Raw genomic sequence first — 19,568 nt, 5'->3', positions numbered from 1 at the left:
CCCGAGCGCGTGCCCTACAGCCCGCCCTCGGTCATCCCGTGCACCGCCGGAACCGTCCCCAGCCGTCCCTTCTGGAAGTCGTCGAAGGCCTGCTGGAGTTCCTCACGGGTGTTCATGACGAACGGGCCGTAGTGCGCCATCGGTTCACGGATCGGCTGTCCGCCCAGCAGCACGACCTCCATGTCCGGCGTGTGGGAGTCCTGCTTCTCGTCCGCGCGGACCGTGAGGGAGCCACCGGCACCGAAGACCGCCGTCTGGCCCAGGTGGATCGGCCGGCGCTCGGCACCGACACTCCCGCGCCCCGCCAGCACGTACGCCAGCCCGTTGAAGTCCTCCCGCCAGGGCAGCGTGATCTCCGCACCCGGCGCCAGCGTCGCGTGGATCATCGTGATCGGGGTGTGGGTGATGCCCGGTCCCTGATGTCCGTCCAGTTCACCCGCGATGACGCGCAGGAGCGCCCCACCGTCAGGAGTCGACAGCAACTGCACGCTGCCGCCCCGGATGTCCTGGTACCGCGGCGCCATCATCTTGTCCTTGGCCGGCAGGTTCACCCACAGCTGGAGGCCGTGGAAGAGACCGCCTGACATCACGAGGGCCTCCGGCGGAGCCTCGATGTGCAGCAGGCCCGAGCCGGCCGTCATCCACTGGGTGTCGCCGTTGGTGATGGTGCCGCCGCCGCCCTGGCTGTCCTGGTGGTCGAAGATGCCGTCAATGATGTAGGTGACGGTCTCGAAGCCCCGGTGAGGATGCCACGGGGTCCCCTTCGGCTCCCCAGGCGCGTAGTCGACCTCCCCCATCTGATCCATCATGATGAACGGATCCAGGTGCCGGTAATGGATCCCCGCGAACGCCCTGCGCACCGGGAAGCCCTCGCCCTCGAAGCCACTCGGCGCGGTCGTCACGCCGAGGACGGGACGGGCCACCGCGTCCGCCGTCGCGGCCACGCGCGGCAGGGTCAGCGGGTTGTCGACAGTCACTGCAGGCATGTCGGTACCTCCTTGTGGTTCGAGTTTAGTTGAGCGTTGAACTTTCTGCCACCCTCAACGGCAGAAGCCCGGAGGGCATTCCCTCCAGGCTTCTCCGCGTCCTCGACCCGTTGAAGAGGTCAGGCGGCGAGTGCCGGTTCGCGATCAGTCGTCTCCTTCGGTGTGCGCCGGTCGCCCCGCATCACCAGCGCCGCCAGCACCGCCGCCGCCAGGACGCCGATCGCGCTGACCGTGAAGGTCATGGACATCGAGGCGGTGAAGGCCTCGCGGGCCGCCGCCACCAGACCCGGGTCCTTCAGGGCCACCGCGCCGGCTATCGAGTGCCTCGCCTGCTCCGGCGTCCCCTCCGGCATCCGGTCCGCGAACCCGCTCGACAGCAGCGAGCCGAGGATCGCGATGCCCAGTGCGGTGCCCGCCTGCTGGACGGTGTCGTTCAGGGCCGAGCCGACTCCCGCCTTGTCCTCGGGGATGGTACCCATCAGCGCGGCCACCGCGGCCGGCATCGCCAGACCCGCACCGAGGCCGAGCAGGCCGAGTGCCACCGCCGGGACGGTGAAGCCGGAGTCCGCCGTGACCGTGGTCAGCAGGGCGAAGCAGGCCGCCATCACCAGCATGCCCGCCAGGATCACCCACCGGTTGCCGTACTTCGCGGCGAGCTTGACCCCGACGCCGTTGCCGAGGAGGGCCGTGACCGCGAGCGGCAGGAAGGCCAGGCCCGCCTTGACGGGCGAGTAGCCGAGCAGGAACTGGAGGTACTGGGTCAGGACGAGCAGGAGGCCGCCGTTGCCGATCTGGACCAGGGCCAGGGAGAGCGAACCGCCGCTGAAGTCGCGGTGCTTGAAGAGGACGAGCGGGACCATGGGGGACCTGGTGGTGTTCTCCCAGATCACGAAGCCGGTCAGGGACACGAGGGCGACGGGAAGTGCGGCGGTCCAGGGGCCGTGCTGGGGGAGTTCGATGATCCACCAGACGAGGGCGGTCATGCCGGCCGCGGAGAGCAGCGCGCCCAGCGGGTCGGCCTTCTGCCAGGGCGCCTTCGACTCCGGCATCAGGGTCACGCCGGCGAGGAGCGCCAGGGCGACCACCGGCACGTTGAGGAGGAAGATCGACTGCCAGGAGAAGTGGTCGATGAGGACGCCGCCCAGCACGGGGCTGCCGACCAGTCCGAGCATGGCCACCGAGCTCCAGGCGGCCATCGCCTTGCCGCGTTCGTCCTCGGCGAAGACGGTGATGAGGATCGAGAGCGTGGAGGGCATGATCAGCGCGCCGCCGAGGCCCATCGCGACCCGGACGGCTATCACCTCGCCGGGGGTGGTGCACCAGGTCGCGGCCAGGGAGGCGGCTCCGAAGAGCAGGAGCCCGATCAGCATGACCCTGCGGCGGCCGAAGCGGTCGCCGAGGCTGCCGGAGGTGAGCAGGAGGCCGGCGAAGACGAGGATGTAGGAGTCCAGGATCCACTGGGTGTCCTGGGCGCTCGCGCCGATCTCCTCGGTCATCACGGGCACCGCGACGGTCAGCGCCATGCTGTCGACGACCAGCACCAGGCTGCTCAGGCAGAGCACGACCAGGATCCACCAGCGGCGTGGATCGCGGGTTTCCAGGGCATCCATGACAGTTCCCCTCCGGCTTTATGCACACGGCTTTATGCACACGGCTTTATGCACACGGCTTTATGGACACGGCTTTGCGAATACGGCTGCGTGAACACCGCTCCCTCGTTGCGAACACTGTACGCACAACGGAACAGTGTTCGCAACCTTCGATTGATGTACGCTCGACGCGAACAATGTACGCATCAGGTCGGCCACGGCGGAGGACCAGGCGGCCCGAGACCCCGGAGGAGCACCGATGTCGACGAGGCCGAGCCCCATCCCCTCCGTCTGGGCCCGCCCCCAGCGGGAGTCCGATCAGCCAGCGCTCAGCCGTGCCGCGATCGTGCGCGAGGCGATCGTCATGCTGGACGCGGAGGGCGTCGAGGCGCTGAGCATGCGCAAGCTCGCCACCCGGCTGAACGCGGGCGCCGCCTCCCTCTACCGGCACGTGGCCACGAAGGACGAGCTGATGGAGCTGGCGGTGGACGAGGTCGCCGCGGAGATCCACGTCCCGTCGGCGGACGGCCCCGACTGGCGCGCGGCCGTCACGGAAGCGGCCCGCTCCTTCCGTACGACAGCGCTACGGCACCCTTGGCTGCCCCCGGTCCTCGGCCAGGCGGGCCTCGCCTATCTCGGCCCCAACCTGATGTCCTACTCGGAGCGGCTGGCGGCCCTGTTCACGGCCGCCGGATTCCCGGATCCCGGTACGGCGATCGACGCGGTGCTGTCGTACGTGATCGGCATGAGCACCACGGAAGCGGCCTGGCTCACCACGGTGGCCCGCTCCGGTGAGTCGGAGTCCGGGCTGATCGCCCGCCTCCTGCCGGCGGTCCAGCAGGCCACGGCCCCCCACAGTCACCTGTCCCGGAGCCACGCCGAGACGGAGGAGGCGGTGACCACGGACCCGGCGGCCCTCAGAGAGACCAAGTTCAAGGCCGCCCTGGACATCGTCCTGGACGGCCTGTCGCTGCGGCTCGAAGCGCCGGCTTCCTGAGCCGCGGCTCACCCCGCCGGCTTCCCGAGGGCGCGTGTACTTCCCGAGGGCGCGTGTCTTCCCGAGGGCGCGTGTCTAGCCGTACATCCGCCGCATCGCGAACTCGACCATCTGCTCGACGGCCTTCGCGTCGAAGACGATCCGGTGCTCCCCCTCCATGTCGAGGACGAACCCGTACCCGGTCGGCAGCAGGTCGAGGACCTCGGCGCCGGTGATCACGAAGTACTTGGACTCCTTGCCCGCGTACCTGCGCAGTTCCTTGAGCGTGGTGAACATGGGGATCACCGGCTGCTGGGTGTTGTGCAGGGCGAGGAACCCGGGGTTGTCGCCGCGCGGGCAGTAGACCTTGGACGTGGCGAAGACCTGCTGGAAGTCCTCGGCCGCCATCTGCCCGGTGGTGAAGGCACGCACCGCGTCCGCGAGGGAGGGTGGGGACGGCTCGGGGTACAGCGGCGGCTGCTGGCCGTACCCGCCCACACCGCCGGCCATGGGCTGCTGCGGTGGGACGCCGTACTGCTGTTGGGCACCAGCGTTCTGGTCGTAGCCGTACATGGGCGTAAGCGTACCGAGGGGGGTGGGGGCGGCGGGCGGCTACCGGCACCCAGGGGTGCAGGGGCCCCCGGGAAACCGACAGTGACCTGACAGCGGCCGGCTCTGGGATTCGGGCGGCGGTCGCTCGTAGCGTCGAGTCATGAGCGGACATCAGGATGACGAGACGCATGAGCACGACCGTGGGCTCTCCTACGACCTTCCCGTGCTGGCCCGCCGGCGGATGATCCGGCTCATGGCGGGGGCGGGGGCGGCTCTGGTGCCGCTGGTGGGCTGCACCGCCGACGGCTCCTCCTCCTCTACGGCCCGGACGTCGCCGTCCGCCACGGGCACCAGGTCGGCCACGGAGACGGACACCACGTGCGCCCCCATCCCGGAGGAGACCGCCGGCCCCTACCCCGGCGACGGCTCGAACGGCGTGAACGTGCTGAAGGAGAGCGGGGTCGTCCGCACCGACATCACCAGCAGCTTCGGCGACTCCGCGGGCGGCACCGCCGAGGGTGTGCCCCTGACGCTGACGCTCACGGTGGTGGACGCCGCCTCCGGCTGCGGGACCCCGAGGAAGGGGGCCGCCGTGTACGTGTGGCACTGCGACCGGGAGGGCGGCTACTCCCTCTACACCGAGGGCGTCACCGAGGAGAACTACCTGCGGGGCGTCCAGGAGACCGACGACCAGGGGCGGGTCACCTTCACCAGCGTCTTCCCGGGCTGCTATCCGGGCCGCTGGCCGCACGTCCACTTCGAGGTCTACGGCAGCCTGGAGGACGCGACGAGCGCCACCGCGATCACCAGCACCTCGCAGCTCGCCTTCCCGAAGGACGTGTGCGACACCGTGTACGCGACCGAGGGGTACGAGGGGAGTGTGACCAATCTGCGACGGCTCTCGCTGGAATCGGACATGGTCTTCCGGGACGGCCACGACCACCAGCTCGCGACGGTGAAGGGGAGTGCGGAGGAGGGGTACGCGGCTTCGCTGACCGTCGCGGTGTGACTCCTCACAGATGGCCGGATCGGGGTTGCGACTTATTACCGACGGGTAGCATCATCGTAGCTACTTGTTGGTATGTGAACGGGTGCGAGGAACCAGGTGCCTCGCCGATCTCTTGACGGAGCCATCGCCATGGGGCACTACAAGTCCAATCTCCGCGACATCGAGTTCAACCTCTTCGAAGTACTCGAGCGCGACAAGCTGTACGGCACGGGTCCGTTCGCCGAGATGGACGTCGACACCGCGAAGAGCATCCTGGAGGAGCTGACCCGCCTCTCCGAGAACGAGCTCGCGGAGTCCTTCGCGGACGCCGACCGCAACCCGCCGGTCTTCGACCCCGAGACGAACACCGCGCCGGTCCCGGCGTCCTTCAAGAAGAGCTACAAGGCCTTCATGGACTCCGAGTACTGGCGGCTCGGCCTGCCCGAGGAGATCGGCGGCACCACCTCGCCCCGCTCCCTGATCTGGGCCTTCGCCGAGCTGATCCTGGGCGCCAACCCGGCCGTCTGGATGTACTCCTCGGGCCCCGCGTTCGCCGGCATCCTCTTCGAGGAGGGCAACGAGGTCCAGAAGCACATCGCCAAGGTCGCCGTGGAGAAGCAGTGGGGCTCCACCATGGTGCTGACCGAGCCCGACGCGGGCTCCGACGTCGGCGCCGGCCGCACCAAGGCGGTCCAGCAGGAGGACGGCTCCTGGCACATCGAGGGCGTGAAGCGCTTCATCACCAGCGGTGAGCACGACATGGAGGAGAACATCCTCCACTACGTCCTCGCGCGGCCGGAGGGTGCCGGTCCGGGCACCAAGGGCCTGTCCCTCTTCCTCGTCCCGAAGTACCTCTTCGACTTCGAGACCGGCGAGCTGGGCGAGCGCAACGGCGTGTACGCGACGAACGTCGAGCACAAGATGGGCCTCAAGGCGTCCAACACCTGCGAGATGACCTTCGGCGACCGCCACCCCGCCAAGGGCTGGCTGATCGGCGACAAGCACGACGGCATCCGCCAGATGTTCCGGATCATCGAGTTCGCGCGGATGATGGTCGGCACGAAGGCGATCTCCACGCTGTCGACGGGCTACCTGAACGCGCTGGAGTACGCCAAGGAGCGCGTCCAGGGCCCCGACCTGGCGAACTTCATGGACAAGACCGCGCCCAAGGTCACCATCACGCACCACCCGGACGTGCGCCGCTCGCTGATGACGCAGAAGGCGTACGCGGAGGGCATGCGCGCGCTGGTGCTGTACACGGCCTCCATCCAGGACGAGATCCAGGTCAAGGAGGCGGCGGGCGAGGACGTCAAGGCGCTGGAGGCGCTGAACGACCTGCTCCTGCCGATCGTGAAGGGCTACGGCTCGGAGAAGGGCTACGAGCAGCTCGCCCAGTCGCTGCAGACCTTCGGTGGCTCCGGCTTCCTGCAGGAGTACCCGATCGAGCAGTACATCCGGGACGCCAAGATCGACACCCTGTACGAGGGCACGACGGCGATCCAGGGCCAGGACTTCTTCTTCCGGAAGATCGTCCGCAACCAGGGTGCGGCCCTGAACTCGCTCGCCGAGGACATCAAGAAGTTCCTGGCGGTGGGCACCGGTGGCGAGGAGCTCGCGGGCGCCCGTGAGCACCTGGCCAAGGCGGCCGTCGAACTGGAGGCGATCGTCGGTCTGATGCTGACCGACCTCGCGGCCACCGAGCAGGACGTCAAGAACATCTACAAGGTGGGCCTCAACACCACCCGCCTGCTGATGGCCTCCGGTGACGTCGTCGTCGGCTACCTGCTGCTCAAGGGTGCCGCGATCGCCGCCGAGAAGCTGGAGACGGCCTCCGCCAAGGACAAGCCCTTCTACACCGGCAAGATCGCGGCGGCGAAGTTCTTCGCGGCCAACGTCCTCCCCGGCGTGACCCTGGCCCGCAAGGTCGCCGAGGGCGTCGAGCTCGACCTGATGGACCTGGACGAGACCGCGTTCTAGTCCTGGCGGGCGGTGTTCCCGTCCAGACGAGGCCGCGCTCCCGTCCCGACGGGGCCGCGCTCTAGTTCGGCACGGCCGCGTTCCCGTCCCGACGGGGTGCGTTCTGATCCCGGCGGGGCGGCGGTCCCGTCCCGTCAGGGCCCCGGCCCCGTGCGGGCAGGGTCGCGTCCTAGCCCACAAGCCACCGGTTCCGTCCCCGCAGGGCCACATTCCACTCCTGGCGGGACGGCGCCCGGCTCCGGCGGGGGCGTGATCCGTTCACGGCGGGGACACGCTCCAGTCCTGACGGGACAGCGCCCTGGCCCTGTGTGGGCCCCGGGCCCATCCGGGCAGGGCCGCGCCCCGGCCCCGCGAGCCACCGGTTCCGCCCCGCGAGTCCCCGGTCCCGTCCGCCGTGGGGCCGCGTTCTAGGACACACCCGTACAGCTGTCGCAGTCCTCACGAGGGCCCGCTCCCGTCGCTCGGGAGTGGGCCCTCGTACGTCGTTAAGGTGAACCCCATGAGCGCACCCCACCGCCTCGATCGCGGCCACACCGACGACCTCATGTCCTTCCTGGCGGCGAGCCCCACGCCGTACCACGCGGTGGCGAACGCCGCCGAGCGGCTGGAGAAGGCGGGCTTCCGCCAGGTCTCGGAGACGGACGCCTGGGAGGGGTCGAGCGGCGGCAAGTACGTGCTGCGCGGCGGCGCGATCATCGCCTGGTACGTCCCCGAGGACGCGGCGCCCCACACGCCGTACCGCATCGTCGGCGCGCACACCGACTCCCCGAACCTGCGCGTCAAGCCGCTGCCGGACAGCGGGGCGCACGGCTGGCGCCAGGTCGCCGTCGAGATCTACGGCGGCCCCCTGATGAACTCCTGGCTCGACCGTGACCTGGGGCTGGCCGGCCGGCTGACCCTGCGAGACGGCTCGACGCGGCTGGTGAACGTGGACCGGCCGCTGCTGCGGGTGCCCCAGCTCGCCATCCACCTGGACCGCGCGGTCTCCTCGGACGGCCTCAAGCTCGACAAGCAGCGCCACCTCCAGCCCATCTGGGGACTCGGCGACGACGTGCGCGACGGCGACCTCATCGCCTTCCTGGAGGAGGAACTCGGGCTCACGGCGGGCGAGGTGACCGGCTGGGACCTGATGACGCACTCGGTGGAGGCGCCCGCCTACCTGGGCCGGGACAAGGAGCTGGTGGCCGGCCCGCGGATGGACAACCTGCTGTCCGTGCACGCGGGCGTGACCGCCCTGACCGCGGCGTCGTCCGGCTCGGAGCTGTCGTACATCCCCGTCCTCGCCGCCTTCGACCACGAGGAGAACGGTTCCCAGTCGGACACCGGCGCGGACGGGCCGCTGCTCGGCGGGGTCCTGGAGCGCTCGGTGTTCGCGCGCGGCGGGTCCTACGAGGACCGGGCGCGGGCCTTCGCGGGGACGGTGTGTCTGTCCTCCGACACCGGGCACGCGGTGCACCCCAACTACGCGGAGCGGCACGACCCGACGCACCACCCGCGGGTCAACGGCGGCCCGATCCTCAAGGTCAACGTCAACAACCGCTACGCCACGGACGGTTCGGGCCGGGCCGTGTGGGCCGCCGCCTGCGAGAAGGCCGGGGTGCCCTTCCAGTCCTTCGTCTCCAACAACTCCATGCCCTGCGGTACGACGATCGGCCCGATCACCGCGGCCCGGCACGGCATCAAGACCGTCGACATCGGGGTGGCGATCCTCTCGATGCACAGCGTGCGGGAGTTGTGCGGCGCGGACGACCCGTATCTGCTGGCGAACGCCCTAGTCGCATTCCTCGAAGGGTAGTTCGGACTCCCCGACGGGTATTCGCCGAAAGTGGGGGTACCCGGGGTTCCGGACCGGAACGACCGGACCGGACAGGGAGGCGACACTCATGGGCCTCGGCGGGTGCATCATCCTCATCGCCGTGGGAGCAATCCTCACGTTCGCCACCGACTGGCACATGCAGGGGGTCAACCTCGATCTGGTCGGTGTCATCCTGATGATCGTGGGGCTGATCGGCGTGACGACGTTCAGCAGCATCGCCCGGCGGCGGCGCGTGGTGGTTCCGCCCACCGCACCGACCGTCGTCGAGGAGCCGCACGGACGTCGGGACGGCTACTCCGACGGATACGGCGTGTAAGGGACATCGAGCGGAACCAAGGACGCACAGGACGCATAGGGCGCACAGGACGCACAGGACGCACAGGGCGACCAAAGACAACCGTGAGCAATTCGTGATCACGGTTGTCTTGTCCTCTTGTGTGGAAATAGTGAAGACTCGGGACCCTTGAGAGCCCGGGGGGTTGGCAGTAGCCGGGCGTGGCCCGACAGCACATCCGGGGGCTCCCCGTGCACCATCCTGCGACGACACTCGCGGCTCCCACCGCGAGCCCCCCGCGCCCACACCGGCACGCGGCGCGCCGCGCGCACGCCGCACCCGACGAACTCGACGGCCCGCTGCGCCTGGTGGTGCTGATACCGGCCCACAACGAACAGGACCGCATCGCCGACGCGATCCAGGGCCTGTGGCGGCAGACCCGGCGTCCCGACCTGATCGTCGTGGTCGCCGACAACTGCACCGACGCCACCGCCGAGATCGCCGTGGCGCACGGCGCGCAGGTCTTCGCCACCCAGGGCAACACCCACAAGAAGGCCGGTGCCCTCAACCAGGCCATCGCCTGGGTGCTGCCCCATCTCGAGGACCGCGACCTGCTGTTGGTGCAGGACGCCGACACCGTCCTCAATCCCTGGTTCAGCGAGACCGCCATCGGCACCTTCAACCGCAAGGTCGGTGCCGTCGGCGGGGTCTTCTACGGCGAGGACGGCGGCGGACTCCTCGGTCTCCTCCAGCGCATGGAGTTCCACCGTTACGCCTGGGAGCTGGAGCGCACCGGCGGCAAGGCCCAGGTGCTCACCGGCACCGGCACCATGTTCCGCGCCCGTGTCCTGCGCGAGGTGCGAGCCGCCCGCCGCGACGGGGTGCTCGGCGGCGGGAACGCCTACTACAGCCTCGCCTCGCTCACCGAGGACGACGAGATGACCAAGGCGGTCAAGACCCTCGGCTACCGGGCCATGTCCCCGGCCGGCTGCGAGGTCACCACCGAGGTCATGCCCACCCTGGGCAAGCTCTGGCACCAGCGGCTGCGGTGGCAGCGCGGAGCTCTGGAGAACCTGCGCGACTACGGCTGGACACGTGTCACCGCCCGCTACTTCATGCAGCAGTTCCTCATGGGCTTCGGCGCGCTGTCCTTCCTCGTCTACCTCACCTACATGGTCACGTACACCACGTTGTACGGCTGGCCCGGCTTCTCGCCCTTCTGGACCGCGATCGGGCTGATCTTCCTGGTCGAGAAGACGGTCTCGGTACGGCGGGCGGGGCCGCGCGCGGTGCTGGTCGCGGCGCTGATGATCCCCGAGATGCTCTACGACCTTTTCCAGCACGCCGTCTACTTCACCTCGCTGTGGGGGCTGTTGCGCCGCAGCGAGGAGAAGTGGGTGGCTACGTAACCCTCATGGAACCCAACACAGGAGAAGAGCGATGTACGGAAGAGTGATCGGCGCCGGGACCACCGGGGCCGGGGGCGCCACGCTGGCCGCCACCGGGATGTGGCTGAACAGCATGGCGATGCTGGTGGCCGCCACGACGTTGATGGCGGCCGGGGTCGCGGTGTTCAAGCTGGTCCCGCGCAGGCGGTAGCCGTCGGACGGGTCACCGGTGCAGCGCGTGACCCGTCGTCACGTCCACATGGGACGGAATCTCGTCGTGGCGGTCGCCGACCGTGGAGGTGCCGGTCGGCTCGAGCAGGAGGATGTCGGTCGGGACAGGCGCGTAGGGCTTGTGCTCGACGCCTCGGGGGACCGTGAAGACGGACAGCCTCGGCAGGACGACCGTGCGCTCACCGGCCGGCTCGCGCAGCGAGATGTGCAGTTCGCCGTCGAGGACCAGGAAGAACTCGTCGGTGTTGTCATGTACGTGCCAGAGGTGCTCGCCCTCGACATGGGTGACCCGGACGTCGTAGTCGTTGACGGCGGTGACGATGCGGGGGCTCCACTGCTCGGTGAAGGAGGCCAGGGCGGTGGGCAGGGAGACGGGTTCGGTTGCCATGGAGTGATCGTGCGGGGTGGCCCCGGGGCCGTGCGAGTGCTAGGAATCGCACATGCCGCAAGGATCCTCTCACCGCGTCGTCCTGGTCGTGGACGAGAACTCGAACCCGTTCGAGATGAGCTGCGCCATCGAGGTCTTCGGGCTGCGGCGGCCCGAACTCGGGCGCGAGCTGTACGACTTCACGCTGTGCGCCGCCGAGCCGCACACCCGTATGCGGGACGGGTTCTTCACCCTCACCGGAGTCGCCGGCCTGGAGGCGGCGGAGGAGGCGGACACGCTGATCGTGCCGAACCGGCCCGACACCGACACCCCGCGCTCGTCCCGCGTCCTGGACACCGTCCGCCGGGCACACGCGCGTGGCGCCCGGCTCGTCGGCTTCTGCTCGGGCGCGTTCACCCTGGCGGAGGCCGGGCTGCTGGACGGGCGGCGGGCCGCCTGCCACTGGATGTGGACCGACTCGTTCCGGGCCCGCTTCCCACGTGTCCGGCTGGAGCCCGACGTCCTCTTCGTCGACGACGGCGACATCCTCACGGCGTCCGGCAGCGCCTCGGCGCTCGACCTGGGGCTGCACCTGGTCCGACGCGACCACGGGGCCGAGATCGCCAACCACGTCTCCCGCCGGCTGGTCTTCGCCGCCCACCGCGACGGCGGGCAACGGCAGTTCGTGGAGCGCCCCCTGCCCGACGTACGGGACGAGTCGCTCGGCCCGCTGCTCGCGTGGGCGCAGGAACGGCTGGGGGAGACGCTGACCGTGGCCGACCTGGCGGACCGTGCGGCCGTCTCCCCCGCGACCCTGCACCGCCGCTTCCAGTCGCAGCTCGGTACGACTCCGCTCGCGTGGCTCACGGGGGAGCGGGTGGCACTCGCGTGCCGGCTCATCGAGCGCGGGGAGGAGCGGCTGGACGTGGTGGCCGCGAGGAGCGGTCTGGGCACGGCCGCGAACCTCCGCGCGCGCGTGCGGCGCGAGACGGGACTCAGCCCGTCGGCCTATCGACGGCGTTTCGGGACCGGCGCGGGGGAAGCGGTAACGGCATGAGATTCCTCGTACGCGACCGGCTGCTCGGCATCGGTGACGACTACTGGATCGAGGACGACCGGGGCAACAAGGTCTTCCTCGTCGACGGCAAGGCCATGCGGGTCCGGGACACCTTCGAGCTGAAGGACACCCAGGGGCGGGTCCTGATCGACATCCACCAGAAGATGTTCGCCCTGCGCGACACCATGGTGATCGAGCGCGACGGCGAGCCGCTGGCGAAGATCAAGCGGAAACGCCTGTCGCTGCTGCGCAACCACTACCGGGTCGCTCTCGCCGACGGCAACACCGAACTCGACGTCAGCGGCAAGATCCTCGACCGGGAGTTCGCCGTCGAGTACGACGGCGAACTGCTCGCGGTGGTCTCACGGCGGTGGCTGCACGTCCGCGAGACCTACGGCGTCGACATCGTCCGCGACGACGCGGACCCGGCGCTGCTCATCGCGGTGGCGGTGTGCGTGATCCACCTCGCGGAGAAGGAACGGGAGGACGACTGATCCGTCGGGAGCTCAGAGCACCCGGTCCTTCAGGGCCGGGAACTGCTCCCTGGTCGCGGCGACCTTCCCGGGGTCGAACTCCACCGTGAGGACCTCCTCGCCGGGGCCCGCCTCGGCCAGCACCTCGCCCCACGGATCCACCACGATCGAGTGACCTGCCTGCGGAACTCCCGCGTGCGTCCCGGCCGTTCCACAAGCGAGCACGAACGCCTGGTTCTCGACCGCCCGCGCCTGGGCCAGCAGCGTCCAGTGCGCCCGGCGGCGCTCCGGCCAGCCCGCCGGGATCACCAGGGTCTCGGCGCCCGCGTCGACGAGACCGCGGAAGAGTTCGGGGAAACGGAGGTCGTAGCAGGTGGCCACACCGACCGTCGTTGCGGGCAGCCGTACCGTCACCAGATCCTCGCCCCGGCCCATGAGCACGGCCTCGCCCTTGTCGAAGCCGAAGCGGTGGATCTTGCGGTAACTGGCGGCGAGTTCGCCGGAGGGGGAGAAGACGAGGGAGGTGTTGTAGAGGGTGCCGTCAGGGGCGCGCTCGGGGATCGAGCCCGCGTGCAGCCACACGCCGGTGTCGCTCGCCGCCTTCGCCATGGCCTCGTACGTCGGCCCCCGCAGCGGCTCGGCCTCACGCTCGAACTCCTCGAAGGCGAACGCCCCCGTGCTCCACAGCTCCGGCAGCACGACGAGATCGGCACCGGCCTGATCCCGCACCAGTGAGGCCACCCGCCCTCGACGAGAATCGACCGATTCGTCCTCATCCACGGCGATCTGGATCAGAGAGGCGCGCACACTACCACCGTCCTGGCATTCGAGCCGTCCATTACGGGCCTACGATCGTCACACGAAAGCACTGCCGGGGTGCCTCACAGCAGCGTAACTTAGCGTTCCAAGACACCCGCCGACAGCCACCGCCTCCACTGGCAACGACGCCATCACCAGCCCGTGCTCCGACCGCCGAGGGGTCCCGTTCCGTGAGTCTGCATCCCACCCTCCAGCCCTACGCCGACGCCTGGACCCACTCCATCGACGCGATATCCGAGCTGGTGACCCCGCTTGTGGAGGGAGAGTGGAACCGCCGCACCCCCTGCCCCGGCTGGTCCGTCCGGGACGTGGTCTCCCATGTCATCGGCCTGGACTGCGAGATGCTCGGCGATCCGCGTCCCATCCACACCCTCCCCCGCGACCTGTTCCACGTCACCAACGACCACCAGCGGTACATGGAGATGCAGGTCGACGTCCGCCGCCACCACACCGCGCCGGAGATGACCTCCGAGCTGGAGTACGTCATCATCCGCCGCAACCGCCAGCTGCGGAACGAGTCCCGCGACCCCGGCACGAAGGTGCGCGGCCCGCTGGGAACCGAACTGACGCTCGTGGACGCCATGCGCCAGCACGCCTTCGACGTCTGGGTGCACGAACAGGACCTGCGCACCGCGCTCGGCCGCCCCGGCAACCTCGACTCCCCCGGCGCGCACATCGCCCGTGACGTCCTGCTCGACGCGCTGCCCGACGTGGTGGCCACCAAGGCCGAGGCCCCGCGCAGTTCGGCGATCGTCTTCGACGTCCACGGCCCCGTCGAGTTCCTGCGGACCATACGCGTCGACATCCAGGGCCGCGGCACCCTGGAGACCGCCCCCGCCCTGGGACCGGCCGCCACCCTCACCCTCGACTGGGAGACCTACGTCCGCCTGGCCTGCGGCCGCGTGACCCCGGAGTCCGTGGCGGACCGGGTGAAGGCGGAGGGCGATCCGCAGCTGACGGCGGCGATCCTGCGGAACTTCACGGTGACGCAGTAGGAACGCGGTGGGAGACCCGCGTGGCTGCGGTGGCTACGCGGGGACGTGCACCGTCTCCACACGGCTCGCCACCAGCCGTTCCCGCTCCCGCCGCGCCGCCCGGCCGCGCAGCCGCAGGATCTGGCTGACGCCGAGGGCCTGGAGCACGAAGACGGAGGAGAAGGCGACCGTGTAGTTGTCGTCGGTCGCGTCCAGCAGCACACCCACGGCGAACAGGGTGGTCATCGACGCGACGAACCCGCCCATGTTCGTGATGCCGGACGCGGTGCCCTGCCGCTCCGGCGGGTTCGCCGGGCGCGCGAAGTCGAAGCCCAGCATCGAGGCCGGTCCGCAGGAGCCGAGCACCGCGCACAGCACGATCAGCAGCCACATCGGCGCGCGCTCGCCGGGGTAGGCCAGCGTGGCCGCCCACAGCAGCGCCGTCGCCCCGACCGTCCCGAGCGCGAGCGGCAGCCGCGCCTCGTGGTGCCGGGCGACGATCTGGCCGTAGACGAGACCGACGACCATGTTGGACAGCACGACGAGAGTGAGCAGTTCGCCCGCCACCGCCCGGGACAGCCCCTGTGCCTCGACGAGGAAGGGCAGGCCCCACAGCAGCAGGAACACCATCGCCGGGAACTGGGTCGTGAAGTGCACCCACAGGCCGAGCCGGGTGCCGGGCTCCCGCCAGGACGCGGCGATCTGACGGCGTACGTAGACCGCACCCCGGTGCGGGAACGGCTCCGGCTCGTGGCCCTCGGGGTGGTCCTTGAGGAAGAGCAGCAGCAGGACGAGGACGACGACTCCGGCGAGCGCGCTGCCCGCGAAGGCCGCCGTCCAGCCGAGGCCGTGCAGCAGCCGGGCCAGGACCAGCGTGGAGACCAGGTTGCCCGCCATGCCGGCGAGTCCGGCGAGCTGGGCGACCAGCGGTCCGCGCCGGGCCGGGAACCAGCGGGTGCCCAGGCGCAGCACGCTGATGAAGGTCATCGCGTCGCCGCAGCCGAGCAGGGCACGCGAGGCGAGGGCGGTGCCGTACGACGGGGAGAACGCGAAGCCGAGCTGTCCCGCGGTGAACAGCACCACGCCCAGGGTCAGCACCTTCTTGGTGCCGAGCCGGTCGACGAGCAGGCCGACCGGTATCTGCATGCCCGCGTAGACGAGGAGCTGGAGGATCGAGAAGGTCGACAGGGCCGAGGCGTTCACGTGGAAGCGGTCGGCCGCGTCGAGGCCGGCGACCCCGAGGGACGTACGGAAGATGACCGCGACGAAGTACACGGAGACGCCGATGCCCCAGACGGCCATGGCGCGCCGGCCGCCCGGGGGGTCGCCGGGAAGGACCGTGGCGCGGCTCATCGCACCTCTCCCCGCGCCAGGTGGGAGAACCACTCGACATGCCCGTGGATCAGCCCTACGACCGCCTCCGCGTCGCCGGAGCGCAGGGCCTTCAGGATCTGCTCGTGCTCGGCGAGGGTCTTGGTGATGCGGTCCGGGTGGGCGTGCATCACGGCGACGCCCATCCGCAGCTGCCGGTCGCGGAGCTGGTCGTAGAGCCGGTTGAGGATCTCGTTGCCGCCGCTGCGGACGATCTCGGCGTGGAAACAGCGGTCGGTGACGGCGGCGCCGGCCAGGTCCCCGGCGGCGGCCTGTGCCTTCTGCTGGGCGAGCAGTTCCTCGAGGCGGGCGAGGAGTTGCGGGGACGCCGGTACGGCCTTGCGGACGGCGTGGGACTCGACGAGCTGGCGGGTCTCGACGACGTCCGCGATCTCCTGCGCGGAGACGGGCAGGACCAGTGCTCCCTTTTTCGGGTAAAGCTTGATCAGCCCCTCGACCTCCAGCCGCAGCAGCGCCTCTCGCACAGGGGTACGAGAGACCCCGACGGCCTCGGCGAGCTCGCCCTCGGTGAGCAGACTTCCACCCTCGTAACGGCGGTCCAGTACACCCTGCTTGACGTGGGCGTAGACACGGTCGGCGGCGGGGGGCTGTTTCACGGCCAGGGTCATGACCACAGCTTAGATACAACGTGTACGCATGATGGGTTCCGTCCACGATGCGGACCCCGGTGAAAACTCCCGCCGGCGAAAACACACCCGCCCCAGCCGCGGCACAACCTTGTGTGCTACTTACGTGTCACACACGTGCGGCCCCACTTTCTTCCCCTCCAACTCGGCCGCACTACTGGGGCATTCGACGTATTCGGGGTATTTGAGTTGATTTCCGCCACCAAGGGCTTCCGAGTCCGCAGAGCCGCTGCCGTCGCCCTGACGACCGGCGCAGTGCTCGCCACCGGAGCTCTCACCGCGGCACCCGCGCAGGCGCTGACGACACCCACCATCACCGCCAAGGGCGGTTTCCTGATGAACGGCGCGACCGGGGCGACCCTGTTCAGCAAGTCGCCGAACACGAAGCGGCTCACCGCTTCCACCACGAAGATCATGACCGCGAAGGTCGTCCTGTCGCAGTCGAACCTGAACCTGGACGCCAAGGTCACGATCAAGAGGGAGTACAGCAACTACATCGTCTCCAAGGGTGCCTCCTCGGCCCACCTGATCGTGGGCGACAAGGTCACCGTCCGTCAGCTGCTCTACGGGATGATGCTGCCGTCGGGCTGTGACGCCGCGATGGCTCTCGCCGACAAGTTCGGCTCCGGCTCCACCGTTTCGGCGCGCACGAAGTCGTTCATCGCGAAGATGAACACGACGGCGAAGAACCTCGGCATGACGAACACGAAGTTCGACTCGTTCGACGGCATAAGCAATGGTTCGAACGCCTCGACGCCGAAGGACCTCACGATCCTCGCCCGCAACGTGATGAAGAACTCGACCTTCAAGTCCGTGGTGAAGACCAAGTCGTACACGGCGAAGACGATCACGAAGACCGGCAGCACCCGCACCATGGGTGCCTGGACGAACACCAACACCCTGCTCGGCTGGAACGGCACGCTCGGCATCAAGACCGGCTCGGGCACCGACTCCAAGTACTGCCTGGTCTTCGCCGCCACGAAGAACGGCGAGTCCGTCATCGGCGCGGTCATGACCTCCTCCTCGGCGGCCAACCGCACGACGGACGTGAAGAAGCTCATCAACTACGGCTACGCAAAGATCAGCTGACGCCGACTGCCACGAAGGGGGTCCGTTGCCGGTGGGCGACGGGCCCCTTCGTCATGTCGGGGTGTCGGGCGCAAGGGAAATAGGTCCAGGCAGTTGGGGCACACCAATCCGCAGAAGGCGCTCTCCGACCACGTCCCGTAAGGTCACCGAGAGATCCTCGAGACCCTAAGTGCAGGTTACGGTCTCAGCGTTCCCGCAGGTAGAGAGTGGCGACGAGACCTGAAGCAGTGGGCCGCCGAGGTGATTGAGACCGTCCAGCAGGAGGGAATCCGGGAGACGCAGCGGGCCGCTCTCAGCGCCCAGCAGACCATCGCCCTGGCCATGGAACGCATCGCGGACCGGCTCGACTCACTGGTCCTCGAACGGCCTTCGCACACCGCCGACTTGGCCGCACAGCCGACGACGGAAGCACGCCTGTATTCGCTCTCAGGGTGCTTCGGAGGACGGCGCTCCGGTGTACGTGCTCCATCGGGCCTGACACGCCCGCGCAGACATGGATGAAGGGGCGGCCGCAATCAGAACTTGCGGCCGTCCCTTCAGTGTTGAACAACTGATCCGCTGCCCGCGGGTCACGCCCAGGTGATGAGTTTCTTCGGTTGTTCCAGGATGGCTGCCACGTCCGCGAGGACCTTGGAGCCGAGTTCGCCGTCGACCAGGCGGTGGTCGAAGCTGAGGGCCAGCGTGGTGACCTGGCGGGGCTTCACCTTGCCCTTGTGGACCCACGGCTGGAGTTTGATCGCGCCGACGGCGAGGATTGCGGACTCGCCGGGCGGCAGGATCGGCGTACCGGTGTCGACGCCGAAGACGCCGACGTTGGTGATGGTGACGGTGCCGCCCTGCATCGCGGCCGGGGAGGTCTTGCCCTCCTTGGCCGTGGACACCAGCTCACCCAGGGCTTGCGCCAGCTGGGGCAGCGTCTTGGTGTGGGCGTCCTTGATGTTCGGGACGATCAGGCCGCGCGGGGTCGCGGCGGCGATGCCCAGGTTGACGTAGTGCTTGAGGACGATCTCCTGGTTCGCCTCGTCCCAGGAGGCGTTGATGTCCGGGTTGCGTTTGATCGCGACCAGCAGGGCCTTCGCGATCAGCAGGAGCGGGTTGACCCTCAGGCCCTGGAGGTCCTTGTCCTGCTTGAGTTCCTCGACCAGCTTCAGGGTGCGGGTGACGTCCACCGTCACGAACTCGGTGACATGCGGGGCGGTGAACGCCGAGCCGACCATCGCCTGGGCCGTCGCCTTGCGGACACCCTTGACCGGGACACGGGTCTCGCGGGCCGCGTCGTAGGAGGCGGCCGGAGCCGCCGGCACGGCCGGGGCAACCGGAACCGCTGCCGTCACGGCAGGTACGACGGGTGCCGCTTCGGCCGGGGCCACCGCCGCGTGGACGTCCTCGCGGGTGATGATGCCGTCCGGGCCGGACGGGATCACCGCGGTCAGGTCGACGCCCAGGTCCTTGGCGAGCTTGCGCACCGGCGGCTTGGCCAGCGGGCGCGGCTTCGCCTCGGTCGCGGCCGGGCCGTGGCCGTTCAGCTCGGTCTGGACCGCCAGGGTCGCCGGGGCCTGCTGGAAGGGGACCTCGGGGCCCTTGCGGGGGCGGCGCTTGGTCGAGGAGGCGGCCACGCCGTAGCCCACCAGGACCGGCTGACGGCCCGTCGGCTTCTCCTCCTCCGCCACCGGCGTCACCGGAGCCTGGACGGTCTCCGGGACCGGCGCCTCCGCCTCGGCGGGCGCGCCGCCGCCCGACACGTCCACCGTGATGATCGGTGTGCCGACATCGACCGTGGTGCCGGCCGGGAAGCGCAGTTCGCGTACCACCCCGTCGTAGGGGATGGGCAGTTCGACGGCCGCCTTGGCCGTCTCCACCTCGCACACCACCTGCCCGTCCGAGACGGTGTCGCCGACCTGGACGTACCAGGTCAGGATCTCCGCCTCGGTCAGGCCCTCGCCCACGTCGGGCATCTTGAACTCGCGTACGGACGCATCCGTCATCGTCGTCAC

Annotated in this window: 19 protein-coding genes; 11 read left to right on the top strand and 8 right to left on the bottom strand. The window is 69.5% G+C overall.

Features of this window, described 5'->3' with window-relative positions:
* Nucleotides 1–14: 14 nt before the first annotated feature.
* Nucleotides 15–986 carry a pirin family protein gene (locus tag AC2XR2_RS23225; protein ID WP_391195601.1) on the bottom strand — a complete coding sequence of 324 codons (972 nt, stop codon included), beginning with the start codon at nucleotides 984–986 and terminating at the stop codon, nucleotides 15–17.
* Nucleotides 987–1,105: 119 nt separating this feature from the next.
* Entirely contained in the window at nucleotides 1,106–2,596 is a 1,491-nt protein-coding gene (locus AC2XR2_RS23220) for an MFS transporter (protein ID WP_491516180.1), read from the bottom strand.
* 238 nt (nucleotides 2,597–2,834) lie between these two features.
* On the opposite strand from AC2XR2_RS23220, the gene AC2XR2_RS23215 reads away from it, so the two are divergent.
* Entirely contained in the window at nucleotides 2,835–3,572 is a 738-nt protein-coding gene (locus AC2XR2_RS23215) for a TetR/AcrR family transcriptional regulator C-terminal domain-containing protein (protein ID WP_381299756.1), read from the top strand.
* A 75-nt stretch (nucleotides 3,573–3,647) separates the two neighbouring features.
* Here the strand turns inward: AC2XR2_RS23215 and AC2XR2_RS23210 are convergent, their stop codons facing one another.
* A complete protein-coding gene (locus tag AC2XR2_RS23210) occupies nucleotides 3,648–4,124 on the bottom strand; it encodes an SseB family protein (RefSeq protein WP_330265677.1) in 477 nt (158 codons plus the stop codon).
* 139 nt (nucleotides 4,125–4,263) lie between these two features.
* On the opposite strand from AC2XR2_RS23210, the gene AC2XR2_RS23205 reads away from it, so the two are divergent.
* The 6 genes from AC2XR2_RS23205 (at nucleotide 4,264) to AC2XR2_RS23180 (ending at nucleotide 10,757) form a co-directional block, all read left to right on the top strand.
* Nucleotides 4,264–5,112, top strand: a complete 849-nt coding sequence (locus AC2XR2_RS23205) for an intradiol ring-cleavage dioxygenase (RefSeq protein ID WP_491516179.1) — start codon at nucleotides 4,264–4,266, stop codon at nucleotides 5,110–5,112.
* Nucleotides 5,113–5,241: 129 nt separating this feature from the next.
* Nucleotides 5,242–7,068 carry an acyl-CoA dehydrogenase gene (locus AC2XR2_RS23200; protein ID WP_491516178.1) on the top strand — a complete coding sequence of 609 codons (1,827 nt, stop codon included), beginning with the start codon at nucleotides 5,242–5,244 and terminating at the stop codon, nucleotides 7,066–7,068.
* A gap of 499 nt (nucleotides 7,069–7,567) precedes the next feature.
* Nucleotides 7,568–8,863, top strand: a complete 1,296-nt coding sequence (locus AC2XR2_RS23195) for a M18 family aminopeptidase (protein WP_491516177.1) — start codon at nucleotides 7,568–7,570, stop codon at nucleotides 8,861–8,863.
* An 88-nt stretch (nucleotides 8,864–8,951) separates the two neighbouring features.
* Entirely contained in the window at nucleotides 8,952–9,200 is a 249-nt protein-coding gene (locus AC2XR2_RS23190) for a DUF6458 family protein (RefSeq protein ID WP_391195593.1), read from the top strand.
* A 326-nt stretch (nucleotides 9,201–9,526) separates the two neighbouring features.
* The gene (locus AC2XR2_RS23185; RefSeq protein WP_449348912.1) at nucleotides 9,527–10,567 is read left to right on the top strand and encodes a glycosyltransferase family 2 protein; all 1,041 of its coding nucleotides are present in this window, start codon (nucleotides 9,527–9,529) and stop codon (nucleotides 10,565–10,567) included.
* Nucleotides 10,568–10,598: 31 nt separating this feature from the next.
* Entirely contained in the window at nucleotides 10,599–10,757 is a 159-nt protein-coding gene (locus tag AC2XR2_RS23180; RefSeq protein WP_330265683.1) for a hypothetical protein, read from the top strand.
* Between the two features lie 12 nt (nucleotides 10,758–10,769).
* On the opposite strand, the gene AC2XR2_RS23175 is transcribed toward AC2XR2_RS23180, so the two are convergent.
* Nucleotides 10,770–11,165 carry a cupin domain-containing protein gene (locus tag AC2XR2_RS23175; RefSeq protein WP_381299761.1) on the bottom strand — a complete coding sequence of 132 codons (396 nt, stop codon included), beginning with the start codon at nucleotides 11,163–11,165 and terminating at the stop codon, nucleotides 10,770–10,772.
* Nucleotides 11,166–11,217: 52 nt separating this feature from the next.
* Here AC2XR2_RS23175 and AC2XR2_RS23170 point away from each other — a divergent pair, with 52 nt between their 5' ends.
* Both AC2XR2_RS23170 and AC2XR2_RS23165 read left to right on the top strand, forming a co-directional pair.
* Nucleotides 11,218–12,201, top strand: coding sequence for a GlxA family transcriptional regulator (locus AC2XR2_RS23170; protein WP_491516176.1), 984 nt, complete (start codon nucleotides 11,218–11,220; stop codon nucleotides 12,199–12,201).
* Nucleotides 12,198–12,695: an LURP-one-related/scramblase family protein gene (locus AC2XR2_RS23165; RefSeq protein WP_381299763.1), complete on the top strand. Its 498-nt coding sequence runs from the start codon at nucleotides 12,198–12,200 to the stop codon at nucleotides 12,693–12,695. Before AC2XR2_RS23170 ends, AC2XR2_RS23165 begins: the two co-directional genes overlap by 4 nt.
* A 12-nt stretch (nucleotides 12,696–12,707) precedes the next feature.
* On the opposite strand, the gene AC2XR2_RS23160 is transcribed toward AC2XR2_RS23165, so the two are convergent.
* Nucleotides 12,708–13,481, bottom strand: a complete 774-nt coding sequence (locus tag AC2XR2_RS23160) for a carbon-nitrogen family hydrolase (RefSeq protein WP_449348751.1) — start codon at nucleotides 13,479–13,481, stop codon at nucleotides 12,708–12,710.
* A gap of 182 nt (nucleotides 13,482–13,663) precedes the next feature.
* On the opposite strand from AC2XR2_RS23160, the gene AC2XR2_RS23155 reads away from it, so the two are divergent.
* Nucleotides 13,664–14,488, top strand: coding sequence for a maleylpyruvate isomerase family mycothiol-dependent enzyme (locus AC2XR2_RS23155; RefSeq protein ID WP_330265687.1), 825 nt, complete (start codon nucleotides 13,664–13,666; stop codon nucleotides 14,486–14,488).
* A 33-nt stretch (nucleotides 14,489–14,521) separates the two neighbouring features.
* Here the strand turns inward: AC2XR2_RS23155 and AC2XR2_RS23150 are convergent, their stop codons facing one another.
* Nucleotides 14,522–15,820, bottom strand: a complete 1,299-nt coding sequence (locus tag AC2XR2_RS23150) for an MFS transporter (protein ID WP_381299765.1) — start codon at nucleotides 15,818–15,820, stop codon at nucleotides 14,522–14,524.
* Nucleotides 15,817–16,467, bottom strand: coding sequence for a GntR family transcriptional regulator (locus tag AC2XR2_RS23145; protein WP_330265689.1), 651 nt, complete (start codon nucleotides 16,465–16,467; stop codon nucleotides 15,817–15,819). Before AC2XR2_RS23145 ends, AC2XR2_RS23150 begins: the two co-directional genes overlap by 4 nt.
* A 207-nt stretch (nucleotides 16,468–16,674) precedes the next feature.
* On the opposite strand from AC2XR2_RS23145, the gene AC2XR2_RS23140 reads away from it, so the two are divergent.
* Nucleotides 16,675–17,574, top strand: coding sequence for a D-alanyl-D-alanine carboxypeptidase family protein (locus AC2XR2_RS23140; RefSeq protein ID WP_381299767.1), 900 nt, complete (start codon nucleotides 16,675–16,677; stop codon nucleotides 17,572–17,574).
* A 569-nt stretch (nucleotides 17,575–18,143) separates the two neighbouring features.
* Here the strand turns inward: AC2XR2_RS23140 and AC2XR2_RS23135 are convergent.
* A complete protein-coding gene (locus AC2XR2_RS23135) occupies nucleotides 18,144–19,568 on the bottom strand; it encodes a dihydrolipoamide acetyltransferase family protein (protein WP_491516175.1) in 1,425 nt (474 codons plus the stop codon).

It is taken from the genome of Streptomyces sp. LS-MS-L19, from assembly GCF_058382285.1.
The sequence above is the reverse complement of the archived record's forward strand: the minus strand, read 5'-3'. Positions and strand labels throughout refer to the sequence as shown.